The following is a 25729-nucleotide window of genomic DNA, read 5'->3' on the forward strand; positions in this document are numbered from 1 at the left end:
TGTATCCGCAATGAAATGCATCCCGGTGCTGCTTCAAGACCAGTCTAAAAATACCAATTTCCCTTTGTCTACTGGCCTTAGGGTGGAAAACGCTTGGACCGGCAAAACACTTGCGACAATACCAGTGCAAAAATAAAACAAAGTGGTATTGACCGCGCTGTCAAGAAACCACATATCTTCATGACCTGTCTGTGAAAGCAACAAGTCTGCAAAAGCGTGCCCATTTTCCATACGAAAAGCATGCGGATGCACTGTTACTATTCGTTCACTGGCACTTAAGTGGCATTATAAGTATAAAACCAGTTGACCAGTTTTTTTGTGCCTAGTATGTTGTGGCTGCACGCTGCAAGAAGGCAGCCAGAAACGTTTTCAGAAAACATCATTCAGCAGAGACACCCATCATGAGCACAGAAAAAGACCTGCCCCAGCACCCCATGCGATGGGTACCCAGCCTGTACCTGGCATCCGGCATGCCGTTTTATGCCGTCGCCCTGATCGCTGGCCTGATGTACAAAAGCATGGGCGTGCCGAATGACCAGATCGCCCACTGGACGGGTCTGGTGGGGCTGGCCTGGGTATTCAAGTCTTTGTGGAGCCCTTTCCTGGAAGCCGCAGGCAGCAAGAAAATGCTGGTGGTCCTGTTTCAGATGATAGGTGGTGCTGCGCTGGGCCTGCTGGCACTGTCTTTGCAATTACCGGCCTATTTTGCCATCAGTATTGCCCTGCTTGGCGTGGTGGCAATCGCGTCAGCAACGCATGACATTGCAGCCGACGGTTTATACATGGCCAGCCTCAGCAACACCCAGCAAGCCAGCTATGCCGGCTGGCAAGGGGCGTTTTTCAATGCAGCAAAATTTATTACCCTTGGCCCCCTGGTGTATCTGGCTGGCTATCTGGAAAAAACCCTGGCACCGGCACAGGCCTGGACCATCATTTTTGCCATTATGGGTGTGCTCCTGTTCAGCCTGGGTTTGTATAACAGCTGGTCACTGCCCGGTACTAAAGATACAGAAACCAAAGCTTCCATGCATAGCATTTTTGTGACCTTGCAGGACGTGATTGTTGAATTCTTTAAAAAGCCTGGTATCTGGCTCGCCATCGTTTTCATTATCCTGTTCCGCGCTGCGGAAGGGCAAATACAAACCATAGGCCCGCTGTTCTTGCGCGAAGCAAAAAATCTGGGCGGCCTGGGCCTGACGACTGACCAGGTGGGCACGGCGTATGGCGTTGCCGGCACGGTAGCATTTTTGGGTGGCAGCATACTCGGCGGTTATTTTGCATCATGGCTGGGTTTGAAGCGTGCACTGCCGTGGCTGATACTGGCGATGAATACCCCTAACCTGGCCTTCTTCTTTTTGAGCAGCAGCCTGCCGGAAAGCATGGCCGTCATCACCACAGCACTGGCATTCGAGATGTTTGGCTATGGCTTTGGCTTCGTTGGTCTGATCCTGTTCATCATGCAGGTGGTGGCCCCCGGTAAATACCAGACTGCCCACTATGCGCTGGGCACGGGTGTCATGCAACTGGGCTTCGTATTGTTCAAGACCATCAGTGGTGATATACAGGTATCACTGGGCTACAAGAACTTCTTTATCTGGGTCATGCTCAGTGCCATTCCGGTATTGATCATGACACGCTTCGTGTCGTATGGCGACGTTCCACCGGGTGCCAGCAAATCAGGCGCAACCGAAGGTTTGGGCAAGACTGCCGACGCTTAAAAAATGCACGGAAACAGTTCCATGGCGCAACGTAAAACTTGCGCCATTTCTTTTGCCCGTGAGCAATCAAAAGTTAATTAAAAAATAATACTTGACGCACTCAGCAAATGGGCGTGCAATGGACACCATGCGTAATGACGCATGCCAACCCGCACCGGAGACCTATCTTGCAATCTACGACAAAGAAATCATGGCACTACGCCGGTGCCATCGGCATCCTGCTGGTCAGCGCAGGCCTGCTGGCGCAAAACATCGGTGTGACCCGTACCCCGATTACCCAGGCAGATTCATCCATTCCCGGAAAAGAAGATTACCTTACCCGCATTGATGTAGCTGCTGGTGGCAAGGTTGACTGGCACACTCATCCGGGTGACGAAATCAGTTATGTGATGGACGGTGAAATAGAGTTACTGGTCGCCAACCAAACTCCGCGCAAGATCAAAGCTGGTGAAGGTTTTGTCGTACCTGGCGGTACGGTTCATAGCGCAAAAAATCACGGCAACACAACGATCAAGCTGGTCGGCGTATATGTGCTGGACAAAGGCAAACCCTTGGCTTCACCAGCCTCAGCACCGGCAGCATCGTATTAAAATCAAAGAGAGCTTAATTGGCTTAATTGGTATAGCGCCTGAATATGGCATCCAGTTCACCACTTTTTTTCAGCGTGGCGATGGCAGCATTCAGCCTGGGTAGCGCAGCTGCACGGGATGGATGTATGCGCAGCATCATTTCGCTTTCGTCGATCATGCGGCCTTCATCGCAGGCATAGCGCTTGGCATCGACTTTAGTCCAGTATTGCCGGACGTAGCTGCTGATGATGATCTGGTCAAAGCGCTTGGCTTTCAGGGTCAGCAACAGATTGGGAGAATTGAAAATGTCTGCGCGCTGTATCTGCTCAGTTGCAAAGGCTGCTTCAAATTCAGGATAAGAATAGCCAGAAATCACGCCGATCTTCTGTCCATAAAAATCGCTGACTGCCTGCTTTTTAGGGACTTCGCCCGGTCGGAAACATAGCACGGCTTTGGGCAGGCCAAAAGCCATGCTGTAGACACCCGGCACCGTTGAATTAGCACGCCACTTGGGATTGGCCCCCACTTCAATATCCAGTTGGCCATCTTCAAAAGACTTCAGCAAACGGCGCATGGGCAGGTATTGCTGATCCAGCTTGTCGCCACTCAGGCGGACGATGGCAGCCATCAGGTCGGGAAAGATACCGCCAGGCCCTTTGGGGCCCACCAGGACAAAAGGTGCATCACCACCTTCATAATAGGCAATGCGAAAGGTGTCTGCCATTGCTGGCGATGCCATCAGCACCGACACTGCAAACATCCATTTCCTGATCATTGCGTCCTCATTCTTTGATTTTTTCCAGCAACATATCTGGAATATCACTACGCTGTTCAGTGTAATGTAGAAATATTACAGAATACTTGCAGTAACAGAATCAAATTTGCAAACGATGGTTAAGATGTGTGCCTGGTTCAATGCCTGGCTCAATGCCTGGTTCAAATGCCTACCTCAAGGCTGACCGTCATTCAACCCCTAAAAACCGTCATCCATCGCATAGACAGGCGGGATGACTTGTCGAAATTTCCGGCAACGGCTATCTTGGCTTCATGAAAACCGCTCATACATCCTCTCCACGCTGGCCTGCACTGCCAGGCCCCCGGCAAATCGTCGTGGTCTTCATGATCAGTCTGTTGATAGCCTGGATAACGACGCCTGTCTTCCAGTCGCCATTCTGGCTGGTGCTCAGGCGCACGACTTTCATCGCAATGGTGATGCTGCTGGCCTTTAGCGTCTCAGGTACCTGGCGTTTGCAATGGCTACCACACTGGGTACCACGCTGGCTGGTGCGGGTAGCGGCGGTCTGCCTGCTGGCACCGTTTGCCAGCCTGGCGGCCTATGTGGCGATAGCAGGTAATTTTATGAATTTCATCAAGGCGAATAACCTCTTGTCCGGTTTTGCCACCAGCACGATTTTTGCACTGTTTTTTGGCCCACTGGTCGCCGTCGCTGCCATCAAACGCGAAGACAAGCAACGTGAACGTGCAGACCGCCTGCAACTGGAGCTGGAGAAGAACGCCCTCGAACGAGAAGTGTTGGATGCCCGCCTGCGTCTGCTACAGGCGCAGATAGAGCCGCATTTCCTGTTCAATACCCTGGCCAATGTACAGGCCCTGGTTGAATCCGGTTCGGACAATGCGGCACCGGTCTTGCGCCATCTGATCGCCTATCTGCGCGCCGCCATGCCGCGCCTGAATGATGCCGATGCGACGCTGGAAAACGAAATGCAATTGCTGGGTGCCTACCTGGAAATCATGCACATGCGCATGCCGGACCGGCTGCAGTTTGAACTTGCGCTTGCACCAGAATTGAAAGACCTGCGCTTCCCAGCCATGGCCTTGCTAACGCTGGTAGAAAACGCCGTACGCCACGGCATAGACCCCAGCACTGAAGGCGGGCGTATAGAAGTCGGCGGCAAACAAGATACCGCTAGCGGCCTGGTCACCCTGTGGGTCAGCGACACCGGCGTGGGCATGGCAGAAACCGCCCAGCCCGGCACCGGACTGGCGAATGTACGCAACCGCCTGCAAGCCTGTTACGGCAGCGATGCACGTCTGGATTTGCATGAGCAACTGCCGCATGGCCTGCGCGTGGAATTGATTTTTAAACCGGAGAAGACTGCATGAGCCAGATCACCGCACTGATCGCAGACGACGAACCCTTGCTGCGCGAGCACTTGCATTCACACCTGAGCCGCCTGTGGCCAGAACTGCACATCGTTGCGGAGGCACGTAATGGCAGCGAAGCAGTGGAATTGTTCGATATCCATCTGCCGCAGATTGTTTTTCTGGATGTCCACATGCCAGGCCTGAATGGCATAGAGGCAGCGCGCTCGATTGCGCGCCGGGCACATATCGTCTTCTTTACCGCCTTTGAGCAATATGCCGTACAGGCGTTTGAACAGGGTGCCGTGGATTACCTGGTCAAACCTATCAACGAAGTACGCCTGGCCGACACCATTACACGCTTGCAGCAAAGGTTGACACAACCTGTTGATACCGGCACCAGTTATGATGCCCTGCTGGACCGCATGGCAAATGATTTGCGTCAGCGCAATCCACCACGACATCATCTGCAATGGATCAAGGCATCAGTCGGCAACAGCGTGCGCCTGATCCCGGTAGAACAGGTCGCCTTTCTGCGCGCTGACGACAAATACACCCTGGTCGCCTGGGATGGTGGCGATGCCCTGATACGCAAAAGCATACGTGAACTCAGTGACGAACTGGACCCGGATCGTTTTGCACAAACCCACCGCTCCGTCATCGTCAACCTGCACTATGTCGCCGGAGTGACACGCGGCATGAATGAAACCGCCGAATTGCAACTACGCGGCCGCCCCGAAGTCCTGCCCGTGAGCCGCAGCTACCTGCATCTGTTCAGACAGATGTAAGCACCGCAGAAGCAGGCTCAAGCTGTAGCCGACCAAAACAGTCAACTGCAATCTTTACGAACATCGGACACGCAAAAAGCAAACCAGACTTTGCAGGCACCTTCACGCCTGTACATAACCAGACGCAACCGGACACAACCAGACACAACCAGATACAACCTCAGCAATCAATCAAGGAGCTATCCCATGAGCACAGGCAGCATAGACACCATACCTGATCCAGCCAGCATGCATGAACCGGCCAACAAGAATACCCCGCCACATACGCTGTCACGTGCGCTGAAAAAACCTGCCAGCATGGCCCTGAACTATGCGGCAAGACTATGGTTTTCCGTTGCGATAATAGGCCAGCTATTATTCGTCTATTACATCCTCGGCTTCTACGTCGCATCTGCCTTGCGGGGTGACCTGGCGGCATGGAGCAAGGTACTGCCGCATGGTTACATCAAAGGCGACAACATCGGCAATGCCGCCATCATTACGCATATTTTTCTGGCGGCCTGCATCACCCTGGCTGGCATACTGCAACTGATACCGCAGCTACGTGCACGTGCACCGGTCTTCCATCGCTGGAACGGCCGCATCTATCTGGGCAGCCTGGTCGTCGCTGCAAGCAGTGGCCTTTACATGGTGTGGTTTCGTGATGGCGTGGGTGACTTTGTGCAGCATCTGGGTGTCAGTCTGAATGCCTTGCTGATACTATTCTGTGCAGGCATGGCCTTGCGTCATGCACTGGCACGCAAGTTTTCACTGCACCGGCGCTGGGCGCTGCGCCTGTTCTTGCTGGCCAACGGCGTCTGGTTCTTTCGGATAGGCCTGATGTTCTGGATAGCGGTCAACCAGGGTCCGGCCGGTTTTAATCCCAAGACTTTTGAAGGTCCATTCCTGAGCTTTTTGTCGTTTGCGAATTCACTAATCCCCCTGCTGGTGCTGGAACTGTACCTGCGCAGCCAGGACAGCAAGAGCAACCTTGCCCGCTACAGCATGGCAGGCGGATTGCTGGTGCTGAGCGTGGCAAGCGGCATAGGCATTGCCGTCGCTTTCATGGGTATGTGGCGGCCGCATCTTTGACACTTGCCGCAGATCGGCCCGGCACATGGATAGGTCAGTCTCAGGCTTTTATCTCAAAACCCAGTGCCCGCAAGGCAATTTCAGCGGCCTGCTGATCTTGCAGCGCATTCCCGCCGGATATGCCTATGCCACCGATCACTTTGCCATTGTCGATAATGGGGCAACCGCCACCAACAGCAACCAGGCGCGGCCTGTGAGCGAGTTGGGCCACGACATCATTGCTGATGATTGCGGTCCAGGTATGTGTAGGCAAACCAAAGGACGCTGCTGTCCAGGCCTTGTCTATGGCCACGTCCACCGTCAGGAAAGCCGCGCTATCAGCACGCTCAAAGGCCTTCAGATGCCCGGCATTATCGGTAACGGCTATCGTCACATCGATACCGATATCTCTGGCGGCGGTACTGGCGGCAACTATCAATGCGCTGGCAGCCTCCTGTGTGATACTGGCTGCGGAAAATGATTTAGTGATTTGCGAATCAGGCATGGTGTAATTCTTTCTGGTAAATGATGAAAATACATGTGCCAGCTTGTGCCCATAAGGTGACCACAAGGTGACCACAAGGTGACAATAAGTTAGCCACAAGTTAGCAAAAAATTCAGGATAGGTATGGCAACATACCGGACATCAAAAGCCCTGCAACACAATCTTGCCCTGTGCCTTGCCGCTTTCTATCAGGGCATGCGCCTTGCGCAGATTGGCGGCATTGATGTTGCCAAAATTGGCGTTGACTGTTGTGCGAACCTTACCGGCATCGACCAGTGCGGCCACTTCGGCCAGCAACTTGCCCTGTTCATCCATGTCCGGCGTCTGGAACATTGAACGGGTGAACATCAGTTCCCAGTGCAGGGAAATCGATTTGAATTTCAACTGCATCAGATTCAGTGTTGCCATATCATCGATCACACCCAGGCGGCCTTGCGGCTTGAGGCTGGCGATGATCTGTGCATAATGTTGCGGCGTCTGCGTCAGGCTGGCGACGATATCCACGCCATCAATACCCAGCGTCTGGAGTTCTTCGCTCAGCGGCTTTGAATGATCAATGACCGCATGCGCGCCAAGATCCAGGCACCACTGCCGTGTGCCAGGGCGGGACGCCGTGGCAATCACCCGCAACTGCGTCAACTGACGCGCCAGTTGTATCAGTATGGAACCGACACCACCGGCACCACCAACGATCAGCAGCGTCTGCCCGGCACCACCATTCTTGGGTACACCCAAACGATCAAACAACAGTTCATACGCCGTAATGCTGGTCAGTGGCAAGGCCGCAGCCTGCGCATCATCCAGGCTGGCTGGTGCTTTGGCGACGATGCGCTCATCCACCGCATGCAATTCGCTATTCGCACCGGGTCGATTGATGGCGCCGGCGTAATACACACGGTCACCAACGCCGAAATGAATGACGTCCGGGCCAACAGCCTCGACCACACCAACTGCATCCCAGCCCAGTACTTTCAGTTGACCTTCAGCAGGCGGACTGCCTGCCCTGACCTTGGTATCGACAGGGTTGACGGAAATGGCATTTACACGCACCAGCAGGTCGCGTGCTTCCAGTACTGGTGTCGGCAATTCCACATCTTCCAGGGATGCGCTGTTATCGATGGGTAATGAATGACGGTAAGCAATGGCTTTCATGTTGAGTCCTTAAATATTTTAAATAGCTTAAATAGTTTGAATAGTTTGAATAGCATCCAGAATCATTTCCAGATCAGTGCAGGCATTGTAGAATCTGAAGCATAAATTGATAAGCCCGATAAATAACTATCACTTTCAAATGAAAATTGAAAATATAAGTGACCTGCATGTACTCGTGCAGACCGCGCGCTGTGGCTCATTGTCTGGCGCAGCCGGTGTACTGGGCATGACCCCGGCAGCCGCCAGCGCCGCCATGAAACGGCTGGAAACCCAGTTGGGTACACGTCTGTTTGAACGCTCAACCCGCGCCCTGCGCATCACCGCCCAGGGGCAAATCCTGCTCGACTATGCGCAAAGGGCGTTTGATTTACTCGATGAAGGCGAATCGCAGGTATCAGAGGCCCGCACCGCCCTGGTCGGCACCATACGGGTCGCTGCCCCGTCCGACCTGACGCGCACGACCCTGATGCCCTGGCTGGATGAATTTCTGGCCCTGCACCCAGGTGTTCAACTGGCACTGAATGTGGGTGACAGACCGCTGGATGTCGTGCGGGATGAAGTCGATGTGGCGCTGCGCTATGGCACCCTGACAGATTCACGTCTGGTGGCACGCCTGCTGTGCCAAAACCGTCCGCTACTATGCGCTGCACCATCTTATCTGGCACGCCACCCTGCCCCCACAAGCCCGCAAGACCTGACGCAACACAACTGTCTGATTTTCGAGCGCAATGGCCGCCTGCACAAAACCTGGCGCTTTGCCCAGCAGGGAAAATGGAAAGAAGTACGTGTAAGCGGCGACCGCAGTGTTGACGACGCCTCGCTGGCACGCATGTGGGCAGTCGCCGGTGCCGGCATCATTTTCAAGTCATTGATCGATGTCAGGACAGAACTGCAAGACGGCAGCCTGGTGCCCTTGCTGACAGATTGGGAGACAGATCCCTATCCACTGCATGCGCTGTTGCCCAGTGGTCGTTTCATACCGAACCGGGTACGGGCGCTGGTAGATTTTTTAGCTGAGAAATTTTCAGTGGTACTACGCTGACGCAAATTCAGGCTTCAACAATCCACTTCAGCACGCCACTTCAACGCTCTATTGATCCAGTCCTGTTTATTCATTTTGTGTTTCATTGCCATTCAACTCGGCATAGCGCCGGAAACCATCGCGCACTGCTTCCAGCAAATCCTGGTCGTCCCAGGGTTTGGTCAGGAATTTATAAATTTCACCACGATTGATTGCCTCCGTCAGACTATCCAGGCCGGTATACCCAGACAAGATCATGCGTACCGTCCTGGGATATAGTTTGCGCGCACGGGCCAATAATTCTGTGCCTGTCATGCCTGGCATTCTTTGATCAGTCAGGATCACGCCCACGGGATGTAATGCCAGTAAGGCCAGCGCTTCTTCAGCACCGCTGGCAACCAGTATATGATAATTTTCACGTCGGAATAAACGCGAAAGCGAAGACAGAATACCCGCCTCATCATCCACCAGCAACAGTGCCAGGCGCTCTTCTTTCGCCTGCGTTTCTTGCGGAACATAGGTATCCATGAAATCCGTCATGGCGTCACCTGGTAGCGGTTTGCTGATCAGGTAACCCTGAATCACATCGCATTGCAGGGACCGCAGATAGCGCGCCTGACCTATATCTTCGACACCTTCCGCAATGACTTCCAGACCCAGGCTATGACCCATGGCAATGATGGCCTTGACGATGGAAGCATTGCCGCTGTTGCTCGTCATGTCGCGCACAAAGGCCATGTCAACCTTGAGCTTGTGTACTTCGAGCTGTTGCAGATAGGCGAGAGAAGAATAACCCGTGCCAAAATCATCAATAGACAAGCGTACACCCAGCGCCTTTAAATCCGCCAGGGATTTGAAAGATTGCTCCTGATCCAGCATGATGCTGCTTTCAGTGATTTCCAGTTCCAGCTGGTGAGCTGCGATGCCGGTTTCTTGCAAACATGCCCGCACTATTTCTACCAGATTTCCGCGACTCAACTGCAATGCTGATATATTCACAGCAACCTGACGCAAAGAAAACCCCATGTCTGACCACTGCCTGATTTGCTGGCAAGCCTTGTGCAAGACCCAGGCCCCCAACTGCACGATGAAACCGCTCTCTTCAGCCAGCGAAATGAAACTGTTTGGCGGGATCAGGCCACGCACAGGATGTTGCCAGCGCACCAGCGCCTCCAGCCCCACGATGTGGCCGCTAATCAAATCCACCTGGGGTTGATAATGCAGGCGCAACTCGTCACGTTCTATACTGCGGCGCAAATCTGCTTCCAGCGTCAGACGTTCTTTGGCGCGACGGCTCATGTCAGAAGAAAAGAAGCGCAAGATACCACGCCCCTGTGCCTTGGCCTGATGCAGGGCAGAGGCAGCATTGCTTTGCAGCGATTCAGTATCGCTACCATCATTCGGATACAGGGCAATGCCGATACTGGCACCGACGTACACGCTATGCGGACCAAGTTCGACGGGCCTGGCCATTTCCTCTATCACGCGCTGTGCCAGCAGGTCTACCCAGGGCATACCATCTCCCGGATGAAGGATGATATTGAACTCATCACCACTGATACGTGCAATGGCATTGCTATCGGGCAGCAGGGTTTTCAGACGCCGTGCGGCTTCTATCAATAATTGGTCGCCCAGGCTATGGCCCAGGCTTTCATTGATGGTTTTAAAATTATCGAGATCAATGTAAAGCAAGGCAAACTGTGTGTGTTCACGTTCAGCATACTGCAAGGCATGATTTAATAATTCATGGAACAGTGCACGATTGGGCAAGCCTGTGAGCGGATCGCGATTGATAAAAAAATCCAGCTTTTCTTCGGCATAGCGCCTTTGCGAGATATCGCGGTGTGAGCCACGCAAGCCCAGGTATTTACCCCTGGCATCGTGCACCCTCTTGCACACATGCTCGATCCAGTGCTCGACACCGTCCTTGGCTTTTATGCGAAAAATCAGTGCAGAACCATTTGCACCATTTGCACTATTTGTACCATTTGCATCATTCACATCACCGGCATCACCTGAATGGGGTCCATGCAATTTCCAGGCATCCAGATCATCAGGGTGTATGATTTTTTCTATCAGTCCGGCATCAGCAAAAAACTCTTCCGGAGTATAGCCTGAATCATCCAGACAAGCCGGGGATACATACAGATAGCTGCCATCGGGTGCCATCCAGTATTCCCAGTTGGGTGAATAATCAGCCAGGATGCGGTATTTTTCTTCACTCTTGATCAGCAAGGCCGTTCGTTGTGCCACCAGCAGTTCAAGAAAATGCCTGAGCCTGGCCAGCTCCAGATGCGTGCGCACCCGCGCATGCACCTCGTCTATATCAAAGGGCTTGGTAATGTAGTCGGCACCGCCAACGTCAAAGCCCTTGAGTTTTTGTTGTTTGGTATCGAAGATGGTCACAAAAATGACGGGGATACGATTGCCGGTAGCAGTAGCCTTAATGCGCCGGCAAACTTCATACCCATCCATACCCGGCATCATGATATCAAGCAGGACCAGATCGGGCGGCGTTGCACCAGCGACCATTTCAATCGCCCTGGCACCGGAATTGGCCACCGTGATGCGATAACTGCCTTTCAGTGCTTCCATCAATTCATGAATATTTTCCGGTACGTCATCCACCAACAGCAGCGTGGGTGGATGCGCCGGATCAATATGGCGGGTGATATCAAAATTGATGGGATAACGGCGATAGCGCTGCAATTCAAGCTGTATGCGCACGCGCAACAACAAAAGATCGGGATTGACGGGCTTGGTAATGTAATCGGCCACACCCAGGGTCAGTCCACGTGCCTCATCACCAGCATCTGAAATGGCAGTCACAAAAATTACCGGGATGTCTGCCGTAGCCTGGTTGGCTTTCAAATGCGCCAGGACAGAGTAACCATCCATTCCCGGCATTTTTATATCCAGCAATATCAGATCAGGTTGCGGTTGCCGTTGTGCCAGTTCCAGAGCCTTTTCGCCGGTACTGGCGGCAATGATGGCGTACGCGTCACGCAGCATGTTCATCAGGCCGTGCAGATTTTCAACCACATCATCGACGATGAGTATGCGCTGGCGGGTATTATTTACATGGGCAGTATGGGCAGTATTGGCAATGTCGGTCATGATACTTGTCATTCGCTTAGTGGACTCAGACGTTTTTTCAGATCGGACAGCAAGGCAAGCGCGGCATCAATATCAAACACTTCAACACTGGCCGCAATGGCAGCCAGATCCGCTTGCAGATGCGTCCCGCTGACCCCGGCCTGCAATCGCCCCATTACCGGCTCGACACTACCCAGATCATACTCCAATGCCTGACGCAGTTGTTGCAATAGCACGTTGACTTGTGTCGCATCCAGGCTTGCTGACGCCAGGGCGTTAGTGTTGGCGTCAGTATTGGCGTTGGCTATAGTCCTGGCCGCTTCTGCTGCGCTGTCCAGTCTGTCAATATCAGCAAACAGGTCCTGTACCAGGCCTTGCAGCTCATCCAGCAGTGTCTGAGCAGGCACTTCGCCCTGTTTTAGCACCTTATCAATGTCGACTATTTTACTGTGCAACGCGACGGCAGCCACATTTCCGGTTACGCCCTTCAGCATATGACAATACTCTTCTGCCTGTTGCAGATTTTTTTGTTCCAGCATTTTTTTCAAGTGGCTGCTCATATCTGCATAATTGCCCCTGAAGCGACGCAACTGCTTTAGATAAGCGGCGGTTTTTCCACCTATACGACGCACACCCTCGCGCGCATCCAGCCCCGTCACAGCCAGCCACTCTGGCGGTATTTCATGTACCTGCCGGGCGGCAATACGCACACCTGTTCTGGGATCTGGAATGTGTATCCACCTGGCCAATACTGCCATCAGTTTCTCTGGTGCGATCGGTTTGGTGACATGATCATTCATCCCCGCAGCCTGTGTCTTTTCAGCATCATGTGCCATTGCCAGCGCGGTCGTCGCAATAATAGGGAGTTGCGCAAAACGTGCACTGCCATCCGCATTGACCAGGGCACGGATACGCCGTGCCGCCTCCAGGCCATCCAGGACCGGCATCTGTATATCCATCAGCACGGCGTCATAGTCACGTCTTTGCACTTGCTCGATTGCGTCCAGGCCATTGACGGCCTGATCCACATCAATACCTTCGCTGCGCAAAAATTCGGTGACAAACTCACGATTGATATCATTGTCTTCCACCAGCAAAATACTGGCACCCGCCAGTTGGCCACTGACAGCCAGGTCGGGCAGCGTGATACGCAGCCTGTCTGCACTTCCCAGAATGCGGGCGCGACCCAACACCGTCAAGATGCCATCCAACAAGGCAGAAGGTGATACCGGCTTGATGAGAAAACCATCCACGCCCGCCTGCTCGGCAAAACGTATCACATCCTCGCGACCATAGGCGGTCACCATCACTATCCTGGGTTGAGACCTGATGGCGGTATCACTGCGTATGCGCCTGGTCACCTCGTCGCCGTTCATACCCGGCATGCGCCAGTCTATCAAAACCAGGTCATAAGCCTTTTCGCCCGCGTTTCTGAGCATGTCCAGTGCACTGCCACCATTTTCTGCGGTGCTGACATCCACATGAAAATAGCTCAACATTTCTGTCAGAATCTCACGCGATACCTGATTGTCATCCACCACCAGAATGCGCAAGTCATCCAGCAGGCGCCCGGTTTGTTCTATCAGGCTGGTGGCAGCGGTCTGCGTCTTGGTTGCGATTTTCAGCTGGACGGTAAAGCAAAAGGTGGTGCCCTTGCCAGGCTGGGTATCTTCTATCCAAATCTGCCCATCCATCAACTCAACCAGATTTTTACAGATTGCCAGGCCCAGCCCCGTGCCGCCAAAACGGCGTGTGGTCGACTGGTCTGCCTGGGTAAATTTAGTGAACAAACCGTCCCGCATATCTGCGGCGATACCTATGCCAGAATCCCGCACATACACTTGCAGCCTGACATCTGTCGCTGTCAATGACAGGCATTGAAAGCCTAGCTCCACCTCGCCTTGTTCTGTAAATTTGACAGCATTGCCACACAAATTCAATAAGACCTGCCCCAGCCGCAAAGGGTCACCTATCAACACAGGGGGTATGGCAACGTCATACCGGATCAGGAATTCTATGCCCTTGTGTTCAGCCTGGTAGCTGATGGCATCGGTTAGTTGTTCAAGCACTGCTTCGAGCGAGAATTCAATTTGCTCAATCTCCAGCTTGCCTGCGGCTATCTTTGAAAAATCCAGTATGTCATTGATGATACCCAACAGCGAACGGGCTGCGCCTTGCGCCTTGCTTAAATAATTGCGTTGAGTCGAGTTCAGCTCGCCTTTCAGCGCCAGATACAGCATGCCCAGCACTGCATTCATGGGTGTGCGGATTTCATGACTCATATTCGCCAGAAACTGGCCTTTGGCAAGATTGGCAGATTCAGCCTGTTCCTTGGCTGTTTGCAATTCCTGGGTGCGCTCAGTCACTATTTTTTCCAGGTTGTGATTGAGTTCGTCAAGCTCCTGCAAGGAATCAAACAACTGCTGACGGCTTTCATTGAAAGCCTTCACCAGTTCACCCAGTTCATCCCGATACGGATAAGTGATATCTTCCATCGGCATATCGCTGGCACGAAAACGCCAGTTCGCAACAGCCGTGGCGACGGTGGTCACAGAATTGGATAGACGATAGCGTATGGTCCACAAAAAAATCAGCCACAAGGCACTGGTAACAATAATGGAATTCAGCAACACGATCAGGAAACCGTATTTGACACGATCCAGTATCACATCATGACCAGAATACATCTTCAACTGACCAAGCAAACGGCTGTCGCCACGTGGCGCATGATAAAAAAGAGGAATAAGGGAACGCTTGATCTGGCGCGTAAAAAACCCTGCTGGCTCTTTGGCCGTTGGCGGCACATTGCCCATTTCCAGCAAGATTTCACCAGCAGCATTTTCAATCTGCACACCACTAACAATCGCATTCTGGCTGACACTTTGTGCAATGCTCAATAATTGCGGACGGTCCAGTTCCCATACTGCATTGCTCACATGCGGGGCAATCGTCTGCCCCAATGAAACCAGATCGCCATCAATATCACGGCTAACGCTGACATACTGGATCAGCAATTGTGCCGCTGTCATGCTGATGGCCACCAGCAGATACCATGGCAGCATGGTGTACAACAAACGTCGGGAAAGTGTCTGCGCCAGGAACATCAATTTTCCTTCCAAAAACTATATCTAATGCCACCACCAGCGGGTATCCGGTTCCAGGGTATCTGCTGGCAAGACGGGGTTGGCAAGACGGATTAACTGACGCCGCTCGCTTGCCAACTGCTTTATTTCTTTTGCATGATAAGACTCGAATAGCCGGCGAAATGAACCATCTGCCAAAGCCAGCTTCAATCCACGCTCGATTCTTGATGCAAGTTGTTTATTGTCTTTGCGAACCCAAAAATAAACAGGGTAAGGAAAATACAGCGCCTTGCTTTTTTCTGTCGTCAACTGGGGAAATTGCGCCTTATGTTTTTCAATTTCCAGATAGGCTTCATTCAAACCGCGCGTAAATGCATCAAAGCGCCCACCCGCCAACATACCAAACAGGTTTTCATAATTGGTCGAAGTCACTACCGTAAACCCATTGGCACGTAAAATCGCCAAATCAGCCCACTGGCTATTCAGGCCAAAAGTCAGTTGTTGACGCAATGCCTGTTCATCCATCAGCGCAATACTGGCCTGGTCTGCCTTGCGAATCACCAACACCCGATAACCGATAATTCCACGCAAGATGTCGATTTTGACAGGCAGCATCTGCGCCTCGCGCTCGGTATTGGTGCCCAGGGCAATCACATCGATCGCCCCTGACTGCAATAAGGAAATACCACGATTCTGCGTCACGTCTTCAGCAAAGGGTTCCAGCCGCACATCGGCTGCTTCATCACGGGTATGTGCGAGTGCAAGTTCAAGCAACTTCCAGCGGTATTCGTAGATAGGGCCAACCGGGAAATATTTCAGACTGGACTTCTGACTGGCCTCGCCTGCGAATGAAAACGCACTGGCACAAAGCAGCACGCAAAAACAGGATGCCAGCATGGCACGCAACAGCCCAGGCGCGACCTTACTCAGCCCTGCATGGCACGCAGCCATGCGCCTGAGCCGATCTGAGGAAATGTGCATAGCAAGGAACATGGGCTTCCCACTTTCAAGCTGATTCTATCCTGACTTGTCGATAAGCCACTGACAATACCTGAATGCAGTATTCCCCAATTGAGCGAATATCACAAGAGCAACTTTCGTTTTCTGCGGATTTCAAGACAGATGTGTGGGCAGACTGGTTTTCTGTATCGACAATGAGCACAGACAAATCCTGCAAGACCGGGATGTTTAAGAATGAAGCGGCACAATCAATTCCAAGGAGAAATGGAGTAACGGTGCCAGGCTGCTTTGGGCGAAATTTCAATGTCATCGCTCGATCAAGTAGTAGAATGGATCAAGGGATCACATCAAGACATTCAAAAGAAAGCTTAGATATGGATCAAAGTAGCGATGAAGTCAGTACTCCAGTTGCTGGCCAGTTTGCGTTCCCCTTGCGCGCCACGTTTGGCATGGGAGATCGCGTACGCAAGAAATCTGGTGCCGCTTGGCAGGGCCAAGTAGTCGGCTGGTACAGCACAAAACTGACGCCTGAGGGCTATGCCGTCGAGTCCGAGTCTCACCCAGGTTCAGTACAAATTTATCCTGTGGCTGCGCTTGAGCGCGTGACCTAAGTCCTCAATCGAGAGAAGGTCGCCCGGCAAGCTGTGTGCCGCCCCTCATGTCGAAAATAGAAATACATAGGACTGACACAAAACAGCAGCGCTGCGCATCAAACCGACTTTCCATAGATAAAAACCGGGTATGCATTAAAACAAGTCAGAGAAAGGAAATACCACATGTCCAGCGAAGAAAAAGTCACAGGTCCCGCTTCTTATTTTCCATCGATAGAAAAAAAGTATGGCAAACCTATCCAGTACTGGCTGGACCTAGTTCAGCAAAACAAGGGGTTGAAGCACATGGAAATTGTCAACAAACTCAAAGCTGAACATGAAATGGGGCATGGGCATGCCAATGCGATTGTTGCCTATGCCTTGAGTGAAGACAAAAAATAGACTGGTCGTTGTGGTCGTTGTGGTCGCTGGCTTATCGACCTAAAGCCACACCATTGGCATCAAACACATGACACCTCCCCGCCGGCAATTGAATCCGCAAATCCGCTCCCGAGAATAAATCTGAGGTATCCGCTGGCAGCTTGATAGCGAAAAGATTTTCTTCGCCGGGCAATGTGGCGTAGACGATGGCGGCGTCGCCCAGGTGTTCGATGAAGCTGATGCAGGCGGTGAGCTGGTTGTTGCGGTCTGGTGTTTGTGCTGCTGGCACCACGTGTTCTGCGCGTATGCCTATGCTGACTTCCTGTCCTTCTGTGAGTGCGCAGGAGGGGATGCTGACCTCTAGTTGTGCTCCTCCGACCAGGCTTACTGTTGCCTGGTTGTCGGCGCAGCGGCTGACTTTACCTTGCAGGAAATTCATTTTGGGAGAACCCAGAAAACCGGCGACGAAGCGGTTGGCGGGTCTGTCGTACAGTTCCAGCGGTGCGCCTATCTGTTCTATCTTGCCGCCGTTGAAGACGGCGATGCGCTGGCCCAGAGTCATGGCTTCGACCTGATCGTGCGTCACGTAGATCATGGTGGCGGCCAGTTCCCGGTGCAGCTTGCTGAGTTCTATGCGCATTTGCACACGCAGGCTGGCGTCGAGATTGGATAGCGGTTCATCAAACAAAAACAGGCCGGGTTTGCGGACGATGGCGCGCCCGATGGCGACGCGCTGGCGCTGGCCGCCGGACAGGTCACGCGGCTTGCGTTGCAGCAGGTGGGTCATTTGCAAAATGCCAGCGGCGTGCTGCACCGCTGCATCAATGTCTTGCTTGCTCATGCTGCCAAGGCTAAGGCTGAAAGCCATGTTGTCATACACGGTCATGTGCGGATACAGGGCATACGACTGAAACACCATGGCCAGGCCACGTTTGGCGGGTGGGATGTCGTTGGCCAGCGCGTCACCGATGTACAGTTCACCGGCGCTGATATCTTCAAGGCCGGCGATCATGCGCAGCAGGGTCGATTTGCCGCAGCCCGATGGGCCGACGAAGACCATGAATTCACCATTGCGCACGTGCAGGTCTATGCCTTGCAAGACCTGGTTATTGCCATAGGATTTGCTGATCTGCTGTAGTCTGACTTCGGCCATGCCCTGCCCCTTTGATTAGCTTGCAGCGCTTGAAAACCCGGCGACCGGGATCTGGCCGCTGGCGAGTACTTCAGCGGCAAACCAGGCGCGTGCGGCATCGATGGCGGGTGGTGCGAAGCCATAGGTGATCAGGGCCGGGGCCTGGATGTCTAGCATCTGGAACGGGTTCCACAAGACCAGCTGCAGGTCTGGCTTCCAGCTGTCGCGTACCTGTTTGCTGTAGCGTATGCGCACGGTGGATGCGAGTATGACAAAGCGGCCATCATCGGGCAAGGCGCTCCAGTCAAAGGTGTCGGCCTTGTCAAAGGTAACGGTGTCTACATCATACAAGCTGGACAGCATGGCACTGACCTTGGCTGCGGAGATGCCCGCTTCTGACACGCCATCGCTGACGACATCGGCGCTGATGATCAGGCGCACCTTGCTACCCCTTGCTGGCGGTACGGGATTGCCCTGCGTGGTCAGGCCGCGCTTCCAGGCGCTGGACATGAGGATGCGGTCGGCCATGTCGGTCTGGTAGGCGGTGTCTATGCAGGGATAGGTTTTTGTCAGCGCCGTCATGCGCTGTAGTTTTTGCTGTACTTCGGCCAAAGAAATGCCGCCAGACAAAATGACTTCGGTCAGTGCATTCAGGGTTTCGAGCTGGGTTTCTGTGGTGCCCAATGCCATGACCATATCAGCCCCCGCCAGCAAGGCGCGCACTGCCGCATTGCCGACGCCGTAGCGCCCGGCGATGGCGTGCATGTCCATGCCGTCGGTGATGACCACGCCCTGGTAATTCCATTGGTCACGCAGCAGGCCAGTCAAGATAGGTTTGGACATGGTGGCGGGATTGTCTGCATCCAGTGCCGGGTAGACGATATGCGCAGTCATCATGGCGGGGGCATTGCGGCTGACTGCGGTCTGGAACGGGGCCAGTTCCAGTGCCTGCAATTCGGCCAGGCTTTTGTTCACGGTGGGCAAATCACGGTGGGAATCGACATTGGTGTCACCATGACCGGGGAAGTGCTTGACGCAGCAAGCCACACCTTCAGACAGGCTGCCATCCATCCAGGCCAGCGCCAGTTCACTGGCACGCTTTGGGTCAGAGCCGAACGAACGTTCAGAGATGACGGGGTTATCGACGTTATTGTTCAAATCCAGCACCGGTGCAAAGTTCCAGTTGAAACCCAGAGCCTTGACGCCACGGGCAACTGCGGCCCCCACCTGGCGGCATAGTTCCGGGTCATCGCTGGCCCCCAGCGACATTGCCGCCGGGGGCTGCGGTACCCAGGTGGAACGCACGACTGCGCCCCCTTCCTGATCGATACCGATCAGCGCTTCCTCCCCCAAGGCAATGCGCAGATCAGCCGTAAGTTTCTTCAACTGGATTTCGTCCACCATGTTTTGCCTGAACAGGCAAATACCACGGATGTAATTGTCTTTTAAAAATTGTACCGATGCGTCGTCAAGGCTGGTGATGGGCATGCGTATCATCACCAGTTGCCCGGCCAGGCGGCGTGCTGTTTCACGTGTCAGGGTTTGCTGATTATTGTTGTCTTGCATCATTTCACTGCTCCATCCATGCCGCGCATAAAAAAGCGCTGGGTAAATAAAAAGGCGACCAATATAGGCGCGACTGTCAAAATGGTTCCTGCCGCGATCACGCGGGTGCTGCTGCCGTAGGTGCCGCGCAAATACAGCACACCTGCTGACAGGGGAAAATCTTCCGGCTTGCTGATGACGATAGATGGCCAGATGTATTCATTCCAGGCCTCGACTGCGGTCAGTATGCCCACTGTTGCCAGCCAGGGGGTAATCAGCGGCAAGACGATGCGGTAAAAGATGACCCATTCACTAGCACCATCCACCCTTGCTGCATCCAGCAAGTCTTGCGGTACTTCATCGAAAGCCTGTTTCAGCAAGAGTATGGACACTGCTGTCACGATATTCGGCAACACCACGGCGGTATAGGTATTCACCAGGGATATCTTGGTGATGGTAATAAAATTGACCAGAAAGTTAACTTCAGACGGCAAGATCATGGTTGCCAGTATCACCCCCATGATGAGCTTGCTGCCGCTGAACTGCATGCGTGACAAAGGATAAGCCGCCAGTGAACACACCACCAGTTTTCCCAGCACTGTCGCCAGGGTGATCAGCAAAGAATTTTTGTAGAAAGCAATGATGGGTATGACGCGGAATGCCTCGATAAAATTGTCCAGCGACATACCGCGCGGCCAGAAGGTAGGCGGAAATTCAAACAGATTGCCTTCGGTAGACATTGCCACCACCAGCGTCCACCAGAATGGAAAAATACAGATGACGGCAATCAGGCTCAGCAAGCCATATTGCGATGCCGTGCGCAGGATTTTTTTGATGTTCATGCTCATTCCCTATGCCCGGGTTTAAGCCAGCGCAGGCAGGCAAAGGCAATCGCCATGCAACACACAGACACCACGAAACTGGCAGCCAGACCACGCGGCAGCTTCAGGTGTTTTAGCCCCTGGTCATACGCATAATACAGGGCCGTGAAGGTGGAATTCATGGGGCCACCCTGGGTCAGCACATCGACTTCCTGATATGCCTTCAAAGCCGCCAGAACCGACATGATGCTGCATACCAGGATGGTTGGTTTCAACATCGGCACGGTGATACGCCAGAAACGTTGCCAGCGATTGGCACCGTCGAGTATGGCGGCTTCCTGCATCTCGGATGGCAGCGATTGCAGAGCTGCGAGGTACATGACCATATACCAGCCCAGGCCACGCCAGAAAGAGACGAACATGACAGCGAACAGGGCCAGGGTATCGTCCGACAGCCAGCCCAGCGGCGCTGCAATCACATGCAGTTGCAGCAGCACATAATTGAGCGTGCCCTGTTCATGGAACATGAAACCCCACATGATGCCCACCACTGAAACAGTGGTCACCACCGGCACATAATAGGCAGCACGAAACCAGCGTATGCCGGGTAACTGATTATTGACCAGCACGGCCAGCGAGATAGCACCTAACTGTGTAAAAGGTACGACCAGCAAAAACAGCAGCGAGTTCTTAAGCCCGGTCAAAAACATGTCATTCGCAAACAGGGCACGGTAGTTGGCAAAGCCCACCCAATGCACTTCGCGTATCAGACTAAAATCGGTAAAGCTGAGGTAAGAGCCATACATTACCGGCCAGAAAGAAAACATCAGCAGCAACAACAGGGCCGGTGCCAGGAAGGCATAGGCCAGCAGATTACGCCGTCTTGTCATGGAAGCGGATGCAGTTTGTCTGTTCATGGCTGCTTTGCCCCCTGCAATTTACGGTTCCAGATGGCGACGGCTTCATCCAGGGCTTGCTGCATATCGCGGCGACCGGTGACGCCGGCTTCCACTGCCTTGACCAGGAAACGGCGCAATTCATCATAATCATCAATACCACTGACGTACAGACTGCGCGAGGCGTTCATGGAATTGGCAGCGACTGCCAGTGCCTGTTCTGATGCACCGGCGTTCGCCGCTACTTTCTTGAAGTAAGGATTGGACAAAGCCTGCCTGGTGGTCGGCATAACACCGGCCAGCCGTGCAAACGTCAGTTGGTTGGCGTTGCTGGTCAGGTAGCGGGCAAAAGCGGCAATCTCGGGCAGTTGCTGTTTTTTGACACCCCTGGGTATGGCAAAGTGGAATAACCAGCCACCGTCATTGATGCCTGTTGGCCCCGTTGGTACCGGAAAAATACCGGTCTGCGCATACACTTCCGGCGCGTCTGTCTGTATGCGTTTGATGGCAGTGGGTGCGCTGACCATGACACCCAGCCGCCCGCCCAGATAGGCATCCACCACCGCCGGGAAGTTATCTTCGGCAAATAATTTGTCTTTCAAAAAACCGTTTGCCTTGTAGGTCGCCGCCAGTTTTTTGACCAGCGCCACATGGGCTGGTGAATTGAAAACGGCCTTGCCATCGCGCAGCAAATCCAGCCCCTGCTGCATGAAGAAACCATCGATCTTGCCCAGTGCCGGTGCATAACCGGGCTTGCCGGTTTTGGCAGAAATCAGCACCGCCTGTGCCAGCAATTCATCCATGCTTCTGGGTGCCTGAGTGATGCCGGCGGCTGCCAGTATCTTGCGGTTATAGGCGATGACATTGACGTTGCTGTAATGCGGGAAGCCATACACCTTGCCATTGAAACGCAAATCGGCCAGCGCCGCATCGGTGTAATCAACTGGCGCGCCCGGTGCTGACAGCCAGGCATCGACTGGCTCCAGCAAACCGTCACGCGCCATTTCTTCTGCCCAGGGCACACTCAGATTCACCAGCGCCGGCGGGGTACCGGCTGCAATGGCAGTGATCAGTTTCAACTGCAAGATATCCCAGGGAAAATCCACCCATTCGAGCTTGATGCCGGGGTGTTGCGCTTCGTAGTTGCTAACCAGTTGCTGGAAGTAAGGGATGAATTTTGGCTTGAGGCTCATGGTCCAGAATTCGATTTTCTGGACAGCGAAGGCATTGCCATGCAGACTGAAACCCAGGCTCAAAACAAGCAGCATGGTCATGCACCTGAGCCAGCGGTTTTGCCCCAGGCCGCAAGCCTTGGTAATACTCCCCCCAATTTCTATCAAATTTCGCATTTTTTCTACATCTGCATTGCTGTTAGTAAAAATACTAGGGGGAGTATCTATTTTTTAAGTTTTTAAAAAATAGCGTGGCGGCGTAGTGCTACAGTCTAATTGGTTTTTGTCACTTTACTGAGATGACGTGGCTTGTCCGGGTCCAGGCCACGGGCAATCGACAGATTGGCGGCCATGACGTAAAACGCCTGTATCGCCACGATGGGGTCAAGATCAGGTGTGGCAGCCACTGGCAGGGTCAGGTTACGTTCCTTGACATCATCAGGTGCAGCCAGCAAGACATTGGCACCGCGACCACGCATTTCTTCGGCAAGGGCGATCTGGCCAGCCTGTGACGGACCACGGGTTGCGAAGATCAGCAGCGGGTAACCATCATGTATCAGTGCCATGGGGCCATGCTTGATTTCTGCACCACTGAAGGCTTCTGCCTGGATGACCGAGGTTTCCTTGAACTTCAATGCCGATTCCAATGCCACAGGGAAGCTGATGCCACGGCCCACCACCATGATGCGTGATGCAGGTGTCAACACATCCAGTGCTGGTGACCAGTCAAATTGTGTCGCGGCACGCAAAGCGTCTGGCAATTGTTCTATGGCTTGCAGAAATTCTGCATCATCCTGCCAGTGACCGACCAGGCGTGCAGCTGCAACCAGCGAGGTAATAAAGCTCTTGGTGGCCGCCACGCTCAGCTCCGGGCCGGCATGCAGGGGCATGGTCCATTCTGCGCTTTGCCCCAGGGGTGACGCGGCATCGTTCACCAGCGCCACGGTGGTGGCACCACCTTCACGGAAATAACGGATGGGCTCGACCACGTCCGGGCTTTGGCCAGATTGCGAAACCGCAATCGCCAATGCGTCTTTGGCGTGCAGGGGCGCATTATTGAGTGTCACCAGCGACATGGGCAGTGACGCGACGATGCGTCCCAGCCTGGCCATGATGAGGTAGGCCGCATAATTGGCAGCATGGTCAGAACTGCCACGTGCCACCGTCACGACCGAAGCTGGCGGATGAGCACGCAGGTGGGCACCCAGTGCGCCGTAACGATCATTATCCTGCGTGAGTTGTGCGGCTACAAAATCGGCGGAAGAACATGCTTCCTTAAGCATCTGCGAGGTCAATCTTTTCTCCTTCTACATAAACAGCGATAAGGTTGAGCTGACGATCCAGCACGACCAGGTCTGCGTAGCTGCCAACCTGCAGGCGACCACGCTCATTCAATCCCAGATAATCGGCTGCGTAGGTAGAAACACGCTTCGATGCATCTTCCAGATCCAGGCCTATGCTGACCAGATTGCGCAGGGCCTGATCCATGGTCAGGGTGCTGCCTGCCAGCGTGCCGTCTTCCAGACGCACACCGCCCAGGCATTTATGCACGACCTGGCGGCCCAGCATGTACTGGCCATCCGGCATCCCGGATGCAGCAGTGGAATCAGTCACGCAATACAGATGCGGTATGGCGCGCATGGCGGCTCTGATCGCCCCCGGATGCACATGCACCAGGTCGGGAATAATTTCAGAGAACTGTGCATGCGCAAGAGCAGCACCGACCATGCCGGGTGCCCTGTGATCCATGCGTGACATGGCGTTGTAGAGGTGAGTAAAGCCGGTGGCACCGTTTTCCAGCGCTGCCTTGCCTTCTTCGTAGGTACCCAGGGTATGCCCTATCTGTACCTGCATGCCCATGTCTGTCAGCTCGCGCACCAGTTGCAGATGGCCTTCCATTTCGGGTGCCACGGTAATCAGTTTGATCGGCGCGATTGCGTTCAGGTACCGTACCTGATCCAGCGAGCCTGCATGCGCAAAATCTGGCTGCGCGCCCAGCTTGCCGGGATTGATATACGGGCCTTCCAGATGCACGCCCAGCACGCGGGCAGCACCGCTGCTGCGTTTTTCTGCCGATGGACGAATGGCCTGCAAGGCCAGTTCGAGATCTGCCAGCGGCGCAGTCATGGTGGTAGCCAGCATGCTGGTCGTGCCATGTTGTGCATGCTTGCGGGCAATCACTTCGACGGCATCACCGGCTTCCATGGTGTCTTTGCCACCGGCACCATGTACATGCAAATCGACAAAGCCCGGCAGTATGTAATAACTGCTTTCTGCATCTGCTGCCGTAGTGTTATCGGTGGCAGTAATTGCCTGTATTTTTTCAGAGAAGGCCAGCGATCCGTGGACCCAGCCTTGTGGCGTCAGTATTTGACCCTGCAATTGTTGATCCACACTCATCTGAACAACTCCGCCACAAAATCATAATAATCACTGCGGCAATACGAGTGGGAAAGCTCAATCGCTGCGCCAGTGGGAAGGTAAGCCACGCGGGTGATGAACAACATCGCCGCCCCCTGTTTGATATCTGCCAGTCTTGCCTGTTCAGCCGTTGCATTGACAGCGCGTATGTGTTGCAGCGCGCGGGTGGGCGACAGATTCTGTGTTTCAAGATAGCCATACAGACTGTCGCTGACCAGTTTCGGGTTCGGTATATACAGCGCCGGTATGGTGGTGCTTTCTATCGCCATCACCACATTGTCGGCAGTACGCAAACGCTTGAGGCGCGATACCACGGTATTCGGCGACAGGCCCAGCGACAGGATTTCTTCTGGCGATGCGATGCCGGTTTCACGTGACAGCCAGCGTGAGCCTGGCACAAAACCGCGATTGCGCAATTCTTCACTGAAGTTGGTCAGGCGCGACAAGGGTTGTTCAAGCTTGGGGGTGATGTAAGTGCCGGAACCATGCTTACGGGTGAGCATGCCACGCTCGCACAACATGTCGATGGCTTTGCGTGCGGTGACGCGTGAGATATCCAGGGTTTCAGACAGCATGCGTTCTGACGGCAAGGCTTCATCCGGTTGCCACAGACCGCTATGTATGCCGTTAGCCAGTTTATTTGCCAACTGCAGATACAGGGGAGTAGAACTCTCTGCGTCAGGTTTGAAGTCTATCAGTTGTGCCAGCATGTTTCTCTCTCTTGGT

The 25729-nt window shown here is 53.7% G+C and carries 22 protein-coding genes; 8 read left to right on the forward strand and 14 right to left on the reverse strand.

Going from position 1 to position 25729, the window contains the following annotated elements; genetic code table 11:
* Positions 1-401: 401 nt before the first annotated feature.
* Both ACO0LK_RS20805 and ACO0LK_RS20810 read left to right on the forward strand, forming a co-directional pair.
* A complete protein-coding gene (locus tag ACO0LK_RS20805; RefSeq protein ID WP_422978423.1) occupies positions 402-1718 on the forward strand; it encodes an MFS transporter in 1317 nt (438 codons plus the stop codon).
* A gap of 167 nt (positions 1719-1885) precedes the next feature.
* A complete protein-coding gene (locus ACO0LK_RS20810) occupies positions 1886-2308 on the forward strand; it encodes a cupin domain-containing protein (protein ID WP_422978425.1) in 423 nt (140 codons plus the stop codon).
* Positions 2309-2330: 22 nt separating this feature from the next.
* Here ACO0LK_RS20810 and ACO0LK_RS20815 read toward each other — a convergent pair whose 3' ends face one another.
* Complete coding sequence (locus tag ACO0LK_RS20815; protein ID WP_422978427.1) at positions 2331-3062, reverse strand: substrate-binding periplasmic protein; 732 nt, start codon at positions 3060-3062, stop codon at positions 2331-2333.
* A 272-nt stretch (positions 3063-3334) separates the two neighbouring features.
* Between ACO0LK_RS20815 and ACO0LK_RS20820 the strand changes: the two genes are divergently transcribed.
* From ACO0LK_RS20820 to ACO0LK_RS20830, 3 genes are all read left to right on the forward strand, one after another.
* Entirely contained in the window at positions 3335-4411 is a 1077-nt protein-coding gene (locus ACO0LK_RS20820) for a sensor histidine kinase (protein ID WP_422978429.1), read from the forward strand.
* Positions 4408-5178 (forward strand): LytR/AlgR family response regulator transcription factor, encoded by a 771-nt coding sequence (locus ACO0LK_RS20825; protein ID WP_422978431.1) that lies wholly within the window; start codon positions 4408-4410, stop codon positions 5176-5178. The genes ACO0LK_RS20820 and ACO0LK_RS20825 overlap by 4 nt, the downstream gene beginning before the upstream one ends.
* A 186-nt stretch (positions 5179-5364) precedes the next feature.
* Positions 5365-6249: a DUF2306 domain-containing protein gene (locus ACO0LK_RS20830; RefSeq protein WP_422978433.1), complete on the forward strand. Its 885-nt coding sequence runs from the start codon at positions 5365-5367 to the stop codon at positions 6247-6249.
* Between the two features lie 40 nt (positions 6250-6289).
* On the opposite strand, the gene ACO0LK_RS20835 is transcribed toward ACO0LK_RS20830, so the two are convergent.
* Together ACO0LK_RS20835 and ACO0LK_RS20840 are read right to left on the reverse strand one after the other, a co-directional pair.
* On the reverse strand, positions 6290-6733 hold the full coding sequence (locus ACO0LK_RS20835) for a GlcG/HbpS family heme-binding protein (protein ID WP_422978435.1): 444 nt from the start codon (positions 6731-6733) through the stop codon (positions 6290-6292).
* Between the two features lie 141 nt (positions 6734-6874).
* Positions 6875-7885: a zinc-binding alcohol dehydrogenase family protein gene (locus ACO0LK_RS20840; protein ID WP_422978437.1), complete on the reverse strand. Its 1011-nt coding sequence runs from the start codon at positions 7883-7885 to the stop codon at positions 6875-6877.
* 139 nt (positions 7886-8024) lie between these two features.
* Between ACO0LK_RS20840 and ACO0LK_RS20845 the strand changes: the two genes are divergently transcribed.
* Entirely contained in the window at positions 8025-8927 is a 903-nt protein-coding gene (locus ACO0LK_RS20845; RefSeq protein WP_422978439.1) for a LysR family transcriptional regulator, read from the forward strand.
* Positions 8928-8993: 66 nt separating this feature from the next.
* Here the strand turns inward: ACO0LK_RS20845 and ACO0LK_RS20850 are convergent, their stop codons facing one another.
* From ACO0LK_RS20850 to ACO0LK_RS20860, 3 genes are read right to left on the reverse strand one after another with little or no spacing between them, the layout of a single operon-like run.
* Complete coding sequence (locus tag ACO0LK_RS20850; protein ID WP_422978441.1) at positions 8994-12023, reverse strand: EAL domain-containing protein; 3030 nt, start codon at positions 12021-12023, stop codon at positions 8994-8996.
* Between the two features lie 8 nt (positions 12024-12031).
* Complete coding sequence (locus ACO0LK_RS20855; protein WP_422978443.1) at positions 12032-15106, reverse strand: response regulator; 3075 nt, start codon at positions 15104-15106, stop codon at positions 12032-12034.
* A 24-nt stretch (positions 15107-15130) separates the two neighbouring features.
* Positions 15131-16036 carry a substrate-binding periplasmic protein gene (locus ACO0LK_RS20860; protein ID WP_422978445.1) on the reverse strand — a complete coding sequence of 302 codons (906 nt, stop codon included), beginning with the start codon at positions 16034-16036 and terminating at the stop codon, positions 15131-15133.
* A gap of 383 nt (positions 16037-16419) precedes the next feature.
* On the opposite strand from ACO0LK_RS20860, the gene dfrB reads away from it, so the two are divergent.
* Both dfrB and ACO0LK_RS20870 read left to right on the forward strand, forming a co-directional pair.
* A complete protein-coding gene (dfrB, locus tag ACO0LK_RS20865) occupies positions 16420-16656 on the forward strand; it encodes a trimethoprim-resistant dihydrofolate reductase DfrB (protein ID WP_422978609.1) in 237 nt (78 codons plus the stop codon).
* 165 nt (positions 16657-16821) lie between these two features.
* On the forward strand, positions 16822-17037 hold the full coding sequence (locus ACO0LK_RS20870) for a DUF4287 domain-containing protein (protein WP_422978447.1): 216 nt from the start codon (positions 16822-16824) through the stop codon (positions 17035-17037).
* 31 nt (positions 17038-17068) lie between these two features.
* On the opposite strand, the gene ACO0LK_RS20875 is transcribed toward ACO0LK_RS20870, so the two are convergent.
* The 8 genes from ACO0LK_RS20875 to ACO0LK_RS20910 form a co-directional block, all read right to left on the reverse strand.
* The gene (locus ACO0LK_RS20875) at positions 17069-18169 is read right to left on the reverse strand and encodes an ABC transporter ATP-binding protein (RefSeq protein ID WP_422978449.1); all 1101 of its coding nucleotides are present in this window, start codon (positions 18167-18169) and stop codon (positions 17069-17071) included.
* Positions 18170-18184: 15 nt separating this feature from the next.
* The gene (gene nagZ, locus ACO0LK_RS20880; RefSeq protein ID WP_422978451.1) at positions 18185-19717 is read right to left on the reverse strand and encodes a beta-N-acetylhexosaminidase; all 1533 of its coding nucleotides are present in this window, start codon (positions 19715-19717) and stop codon (positions 18185-18187) included.
* Positions 19714-20535, reverse strand: a complete 822-nt coding sequence (locus ACO0LK_RS20885; RefSeq protein WP_422978453.1) for a carbohydrate ABC transporter permease — start codon at positions 20533-20535, stop codon at positions 19714-19716. Before ACO0LK_RS20885 ends, nagZ begins: the two co-directional genes overlap by 4 nt.
* Before the next feature lie 2 nt (positions 20536-20537).
* Positions 20538-21431 carry a carbohydrate ABC transporter permease gene (locus ACO0LK_RS20890; RefSeq protein WP_422978455.1) on the reverse strand — a complete coding sequence of 298 codons (894 nt, stop codon included), beginning with the start codon at positions 21429-21431 and terminating at the stop codon, positions 20538-20540.
* Complete coding sequence (locus ACO0LK_RS20895; RefSeq protein WP_422978457.1) at positions 21428-22678, reverse strand: ABC transporter substrate-binding protein; 1251 nt, start codon at positions 22676-22678, stop codon at positions 21428-21430. The genes ACO0LK_RS20890 and ACO0LK_RS20895 overlap by 4 nt, the downstream gene beginning before the upstream one ends.
* Positions 22679-22854: 176 nt before the next feature.
* On the reverse strand, positions 22855-23865 hold the full coding sequence (locus ACO0LK_RS20900; protein ID WP_422978611.1) for an SIS domain-containing protein: 1011 nt from the start codon (positions 23863-23865) through the stop codon (positions 22855-22857).
* On the reverse strand, positions 23858-24982 hold the full coding sequence (gene nagA / locus ACO0LK_RS20905) for an N-acetylglucosamine-6-phosphate deacetylase (protein ID WP_422978459.1): 1125 nt from the start codon (positions 24980-24982) through the stop codon (positions 23858-23860). The genes ACO0LK_RS20900 and nagA overlap by 8 nt, the downstream gene beginning before the upstream one ends.
* A complete protein-coding gene (locus ACO0LK_RS20910; RefSeq protein WP_422978461.1) occupies positions 24979-25713 on the reverse strand; it encodes a GntR family transcriptional regulator in 735 nt (244 codons plus the stop codon). The genes nagA and ACO0LK_RS20910 overlap by 4 nt, the downstream gene beginning before the upstream one ends.
* Between the last annotated feature and the right edge of the window lie 16 nt (positions 25714-25729).

Source organism: Undibacterium sp. Ji49W (assembly GCF_049340205.1).
In the GTDB taxonomy this organism is placed as follows: Bacteria; Pseudomonadota; Gammaproteobacteria; order Burkholderiales; family Burkholderiaceae_D; genus Undibacterium.

What these genes read in the sequence shown, in the direction of transcription:
- ACO0LK_RS20805 (WP_422978423.1), top strand. Translation starts at nt 402, where the DNA reads ATGAGCACAGAAAAAGACCTGCCCCAGCACCCCATGCGATGGGTACCC.
- ACO0LK_RS20815 (WP_422978427.1), bottom strand. Translation starts at nt 3,062, where the DNA reads ATGATCAGGAAATGGATGTTTGCAGTGTCGGTGCTGATGGCATCGCCA.
- ACO0LK_RS20820 (WP_422978429.1), top strand. Translation starts at nt 3,335, where the DNA reads ATGAAAACCGCTCATACATCCTCTCCACGCTGGCCTGCACTGCCAGGC.
- ACO0LK_RS20825 (WP_422978431.1), top strand. Translation starts at nt 4,408, where the DNA reads ATGAGCCAGATCACCGCACTGATCGCAGACGACGAACCCTTGCTGCGC.
- ACO0LK_RS20830 (WP_422978433.1), top strand. Translation starts at nt 5,365, where the DNA reads ATGAGCACAGGCAGCATAGACACCATACCTGATCCAGCCAGCATGCAT.
- ACO0LK_RS20835 (WP_422978435.1), bottom strand. Translation starts at nt 6,733, where the DNA reads ATGCCTGATTCGCAAATCACTAAATCATTTTCCGCAGCCAGTATCACA.
- ACO0LK_RS20840 (WP_422978437.1), bottom strand. Translation starts at nt 7,885, where the DNA reads ATGAAAGCCATTGCTTACCGTCATTCATTACCCATCGATAACAGCGCA.
- ACO0LK_RS20845 (WP_422978439.1), top strand. Translation starts at nt 8,025, where the DNA reads ATGAAAATTGAAAATATAAGTGACCTGCATGTACTCGTGCAGACCGCG.
- ACO0LK_RS20850 (WP_422978441.1), bottom strand. Translation starts at nt 12,023, where the DNA reads ATGACCGACATTGCCAATACTGCCCATACTGCCCATGTAAATAATACC.
- ACO0LK_RS20855 (WP_422978443.1), bottom strand. Translation starts at nt 15,106, where the DNA reads ATGTTCCTGGCGCAGACACTTTCCCGACGTTTGTTGTACACCATGCTG.
- ACO0LK_RS20860 (WP_422978445.1), bottom strand. Translation starts at nt 16,036, where the DNA reads ATGGCTGCGTGCCATGCAGGGCTGAGTAAGGTCGCGCCTGGGCTGTTG.
- dfrB (WP_422978609.1), top strand. Translation starts at nt 16,420, where the DNA reads ATGGATCAAAGTAGCGATGAAGTCAGTACTCCAGTTGCTGGCCAGTTT.
- ACO0LK_RS20870 (WP_422978447.1), top strand. Translation starts at nt 16,822, where the DNA reads ATGTCCAGCGAAGAAAAAGTCACAGGTCCCGCTTCTTATTTTCCATCG.
- ACO0LK_RS20875 (WP_422978449.1), bottom strand. Translation starts at nt 18,169, where the DNA reads ATGGCCGAAGTCAGACTACAGCAGATCAGCAAATCCTATGGCAATAAC.
- nagZ (WP_422978451.1), bottom strand. Translation starts at nt 19,717, where the DNA reads ATGATGCAAGACAACAATAATCAGCAAACCCTGACACGTGAAACAGCA.
- ACO0LK_RS20885 (WP_422978453.1), bottom strand. Translation starts at nt 20,535, where the DNA reads ATGAACATCAAAAAAATCCTGCGCACGGCATCGCAATATGGCTTGCTG.
- ACO0LK_RS20890 (WP_422978455.1), bottom strand. Translation starts at nt 21,431, where the DNA reads ATGAACAGACAAACTGCATCCGCTTCCATGACAAGACGGCGTAATCTG.
- ACO0LK_RS20895 (WP_422978457.1), bottom strand. Translation starts at nt 22,678, where the DNA reads ATGCTGCTTGTTTTGAGCCTGGGTTTCAGTCTGCATGGCAATGCCTTC.
- ACO0LK_RS20900 (WP_422978611.1), bottom strand. Translation starts at nt 23,865, where the DNA reads ATGCTTAAGGAAGCATGTTCTTCCGCCGATTTTGTAGCCGCACAACTC.
- nagA (WP_422978459.1), bottom strand. Translation starts at nt 24,982, where the DNA reads ATGAGTGTGGATCAACAATTGCAGGGTCAAATACTGACGCCACAAGGC.
- ACO0LK_RS20910 (WP_422978461.1), bottom strand. Translation starts at nt 25,713, where the DNA reads ATGCTGGCACAACTGATAGACTTCAAACCTGACGCAGAGAGTTCTACT.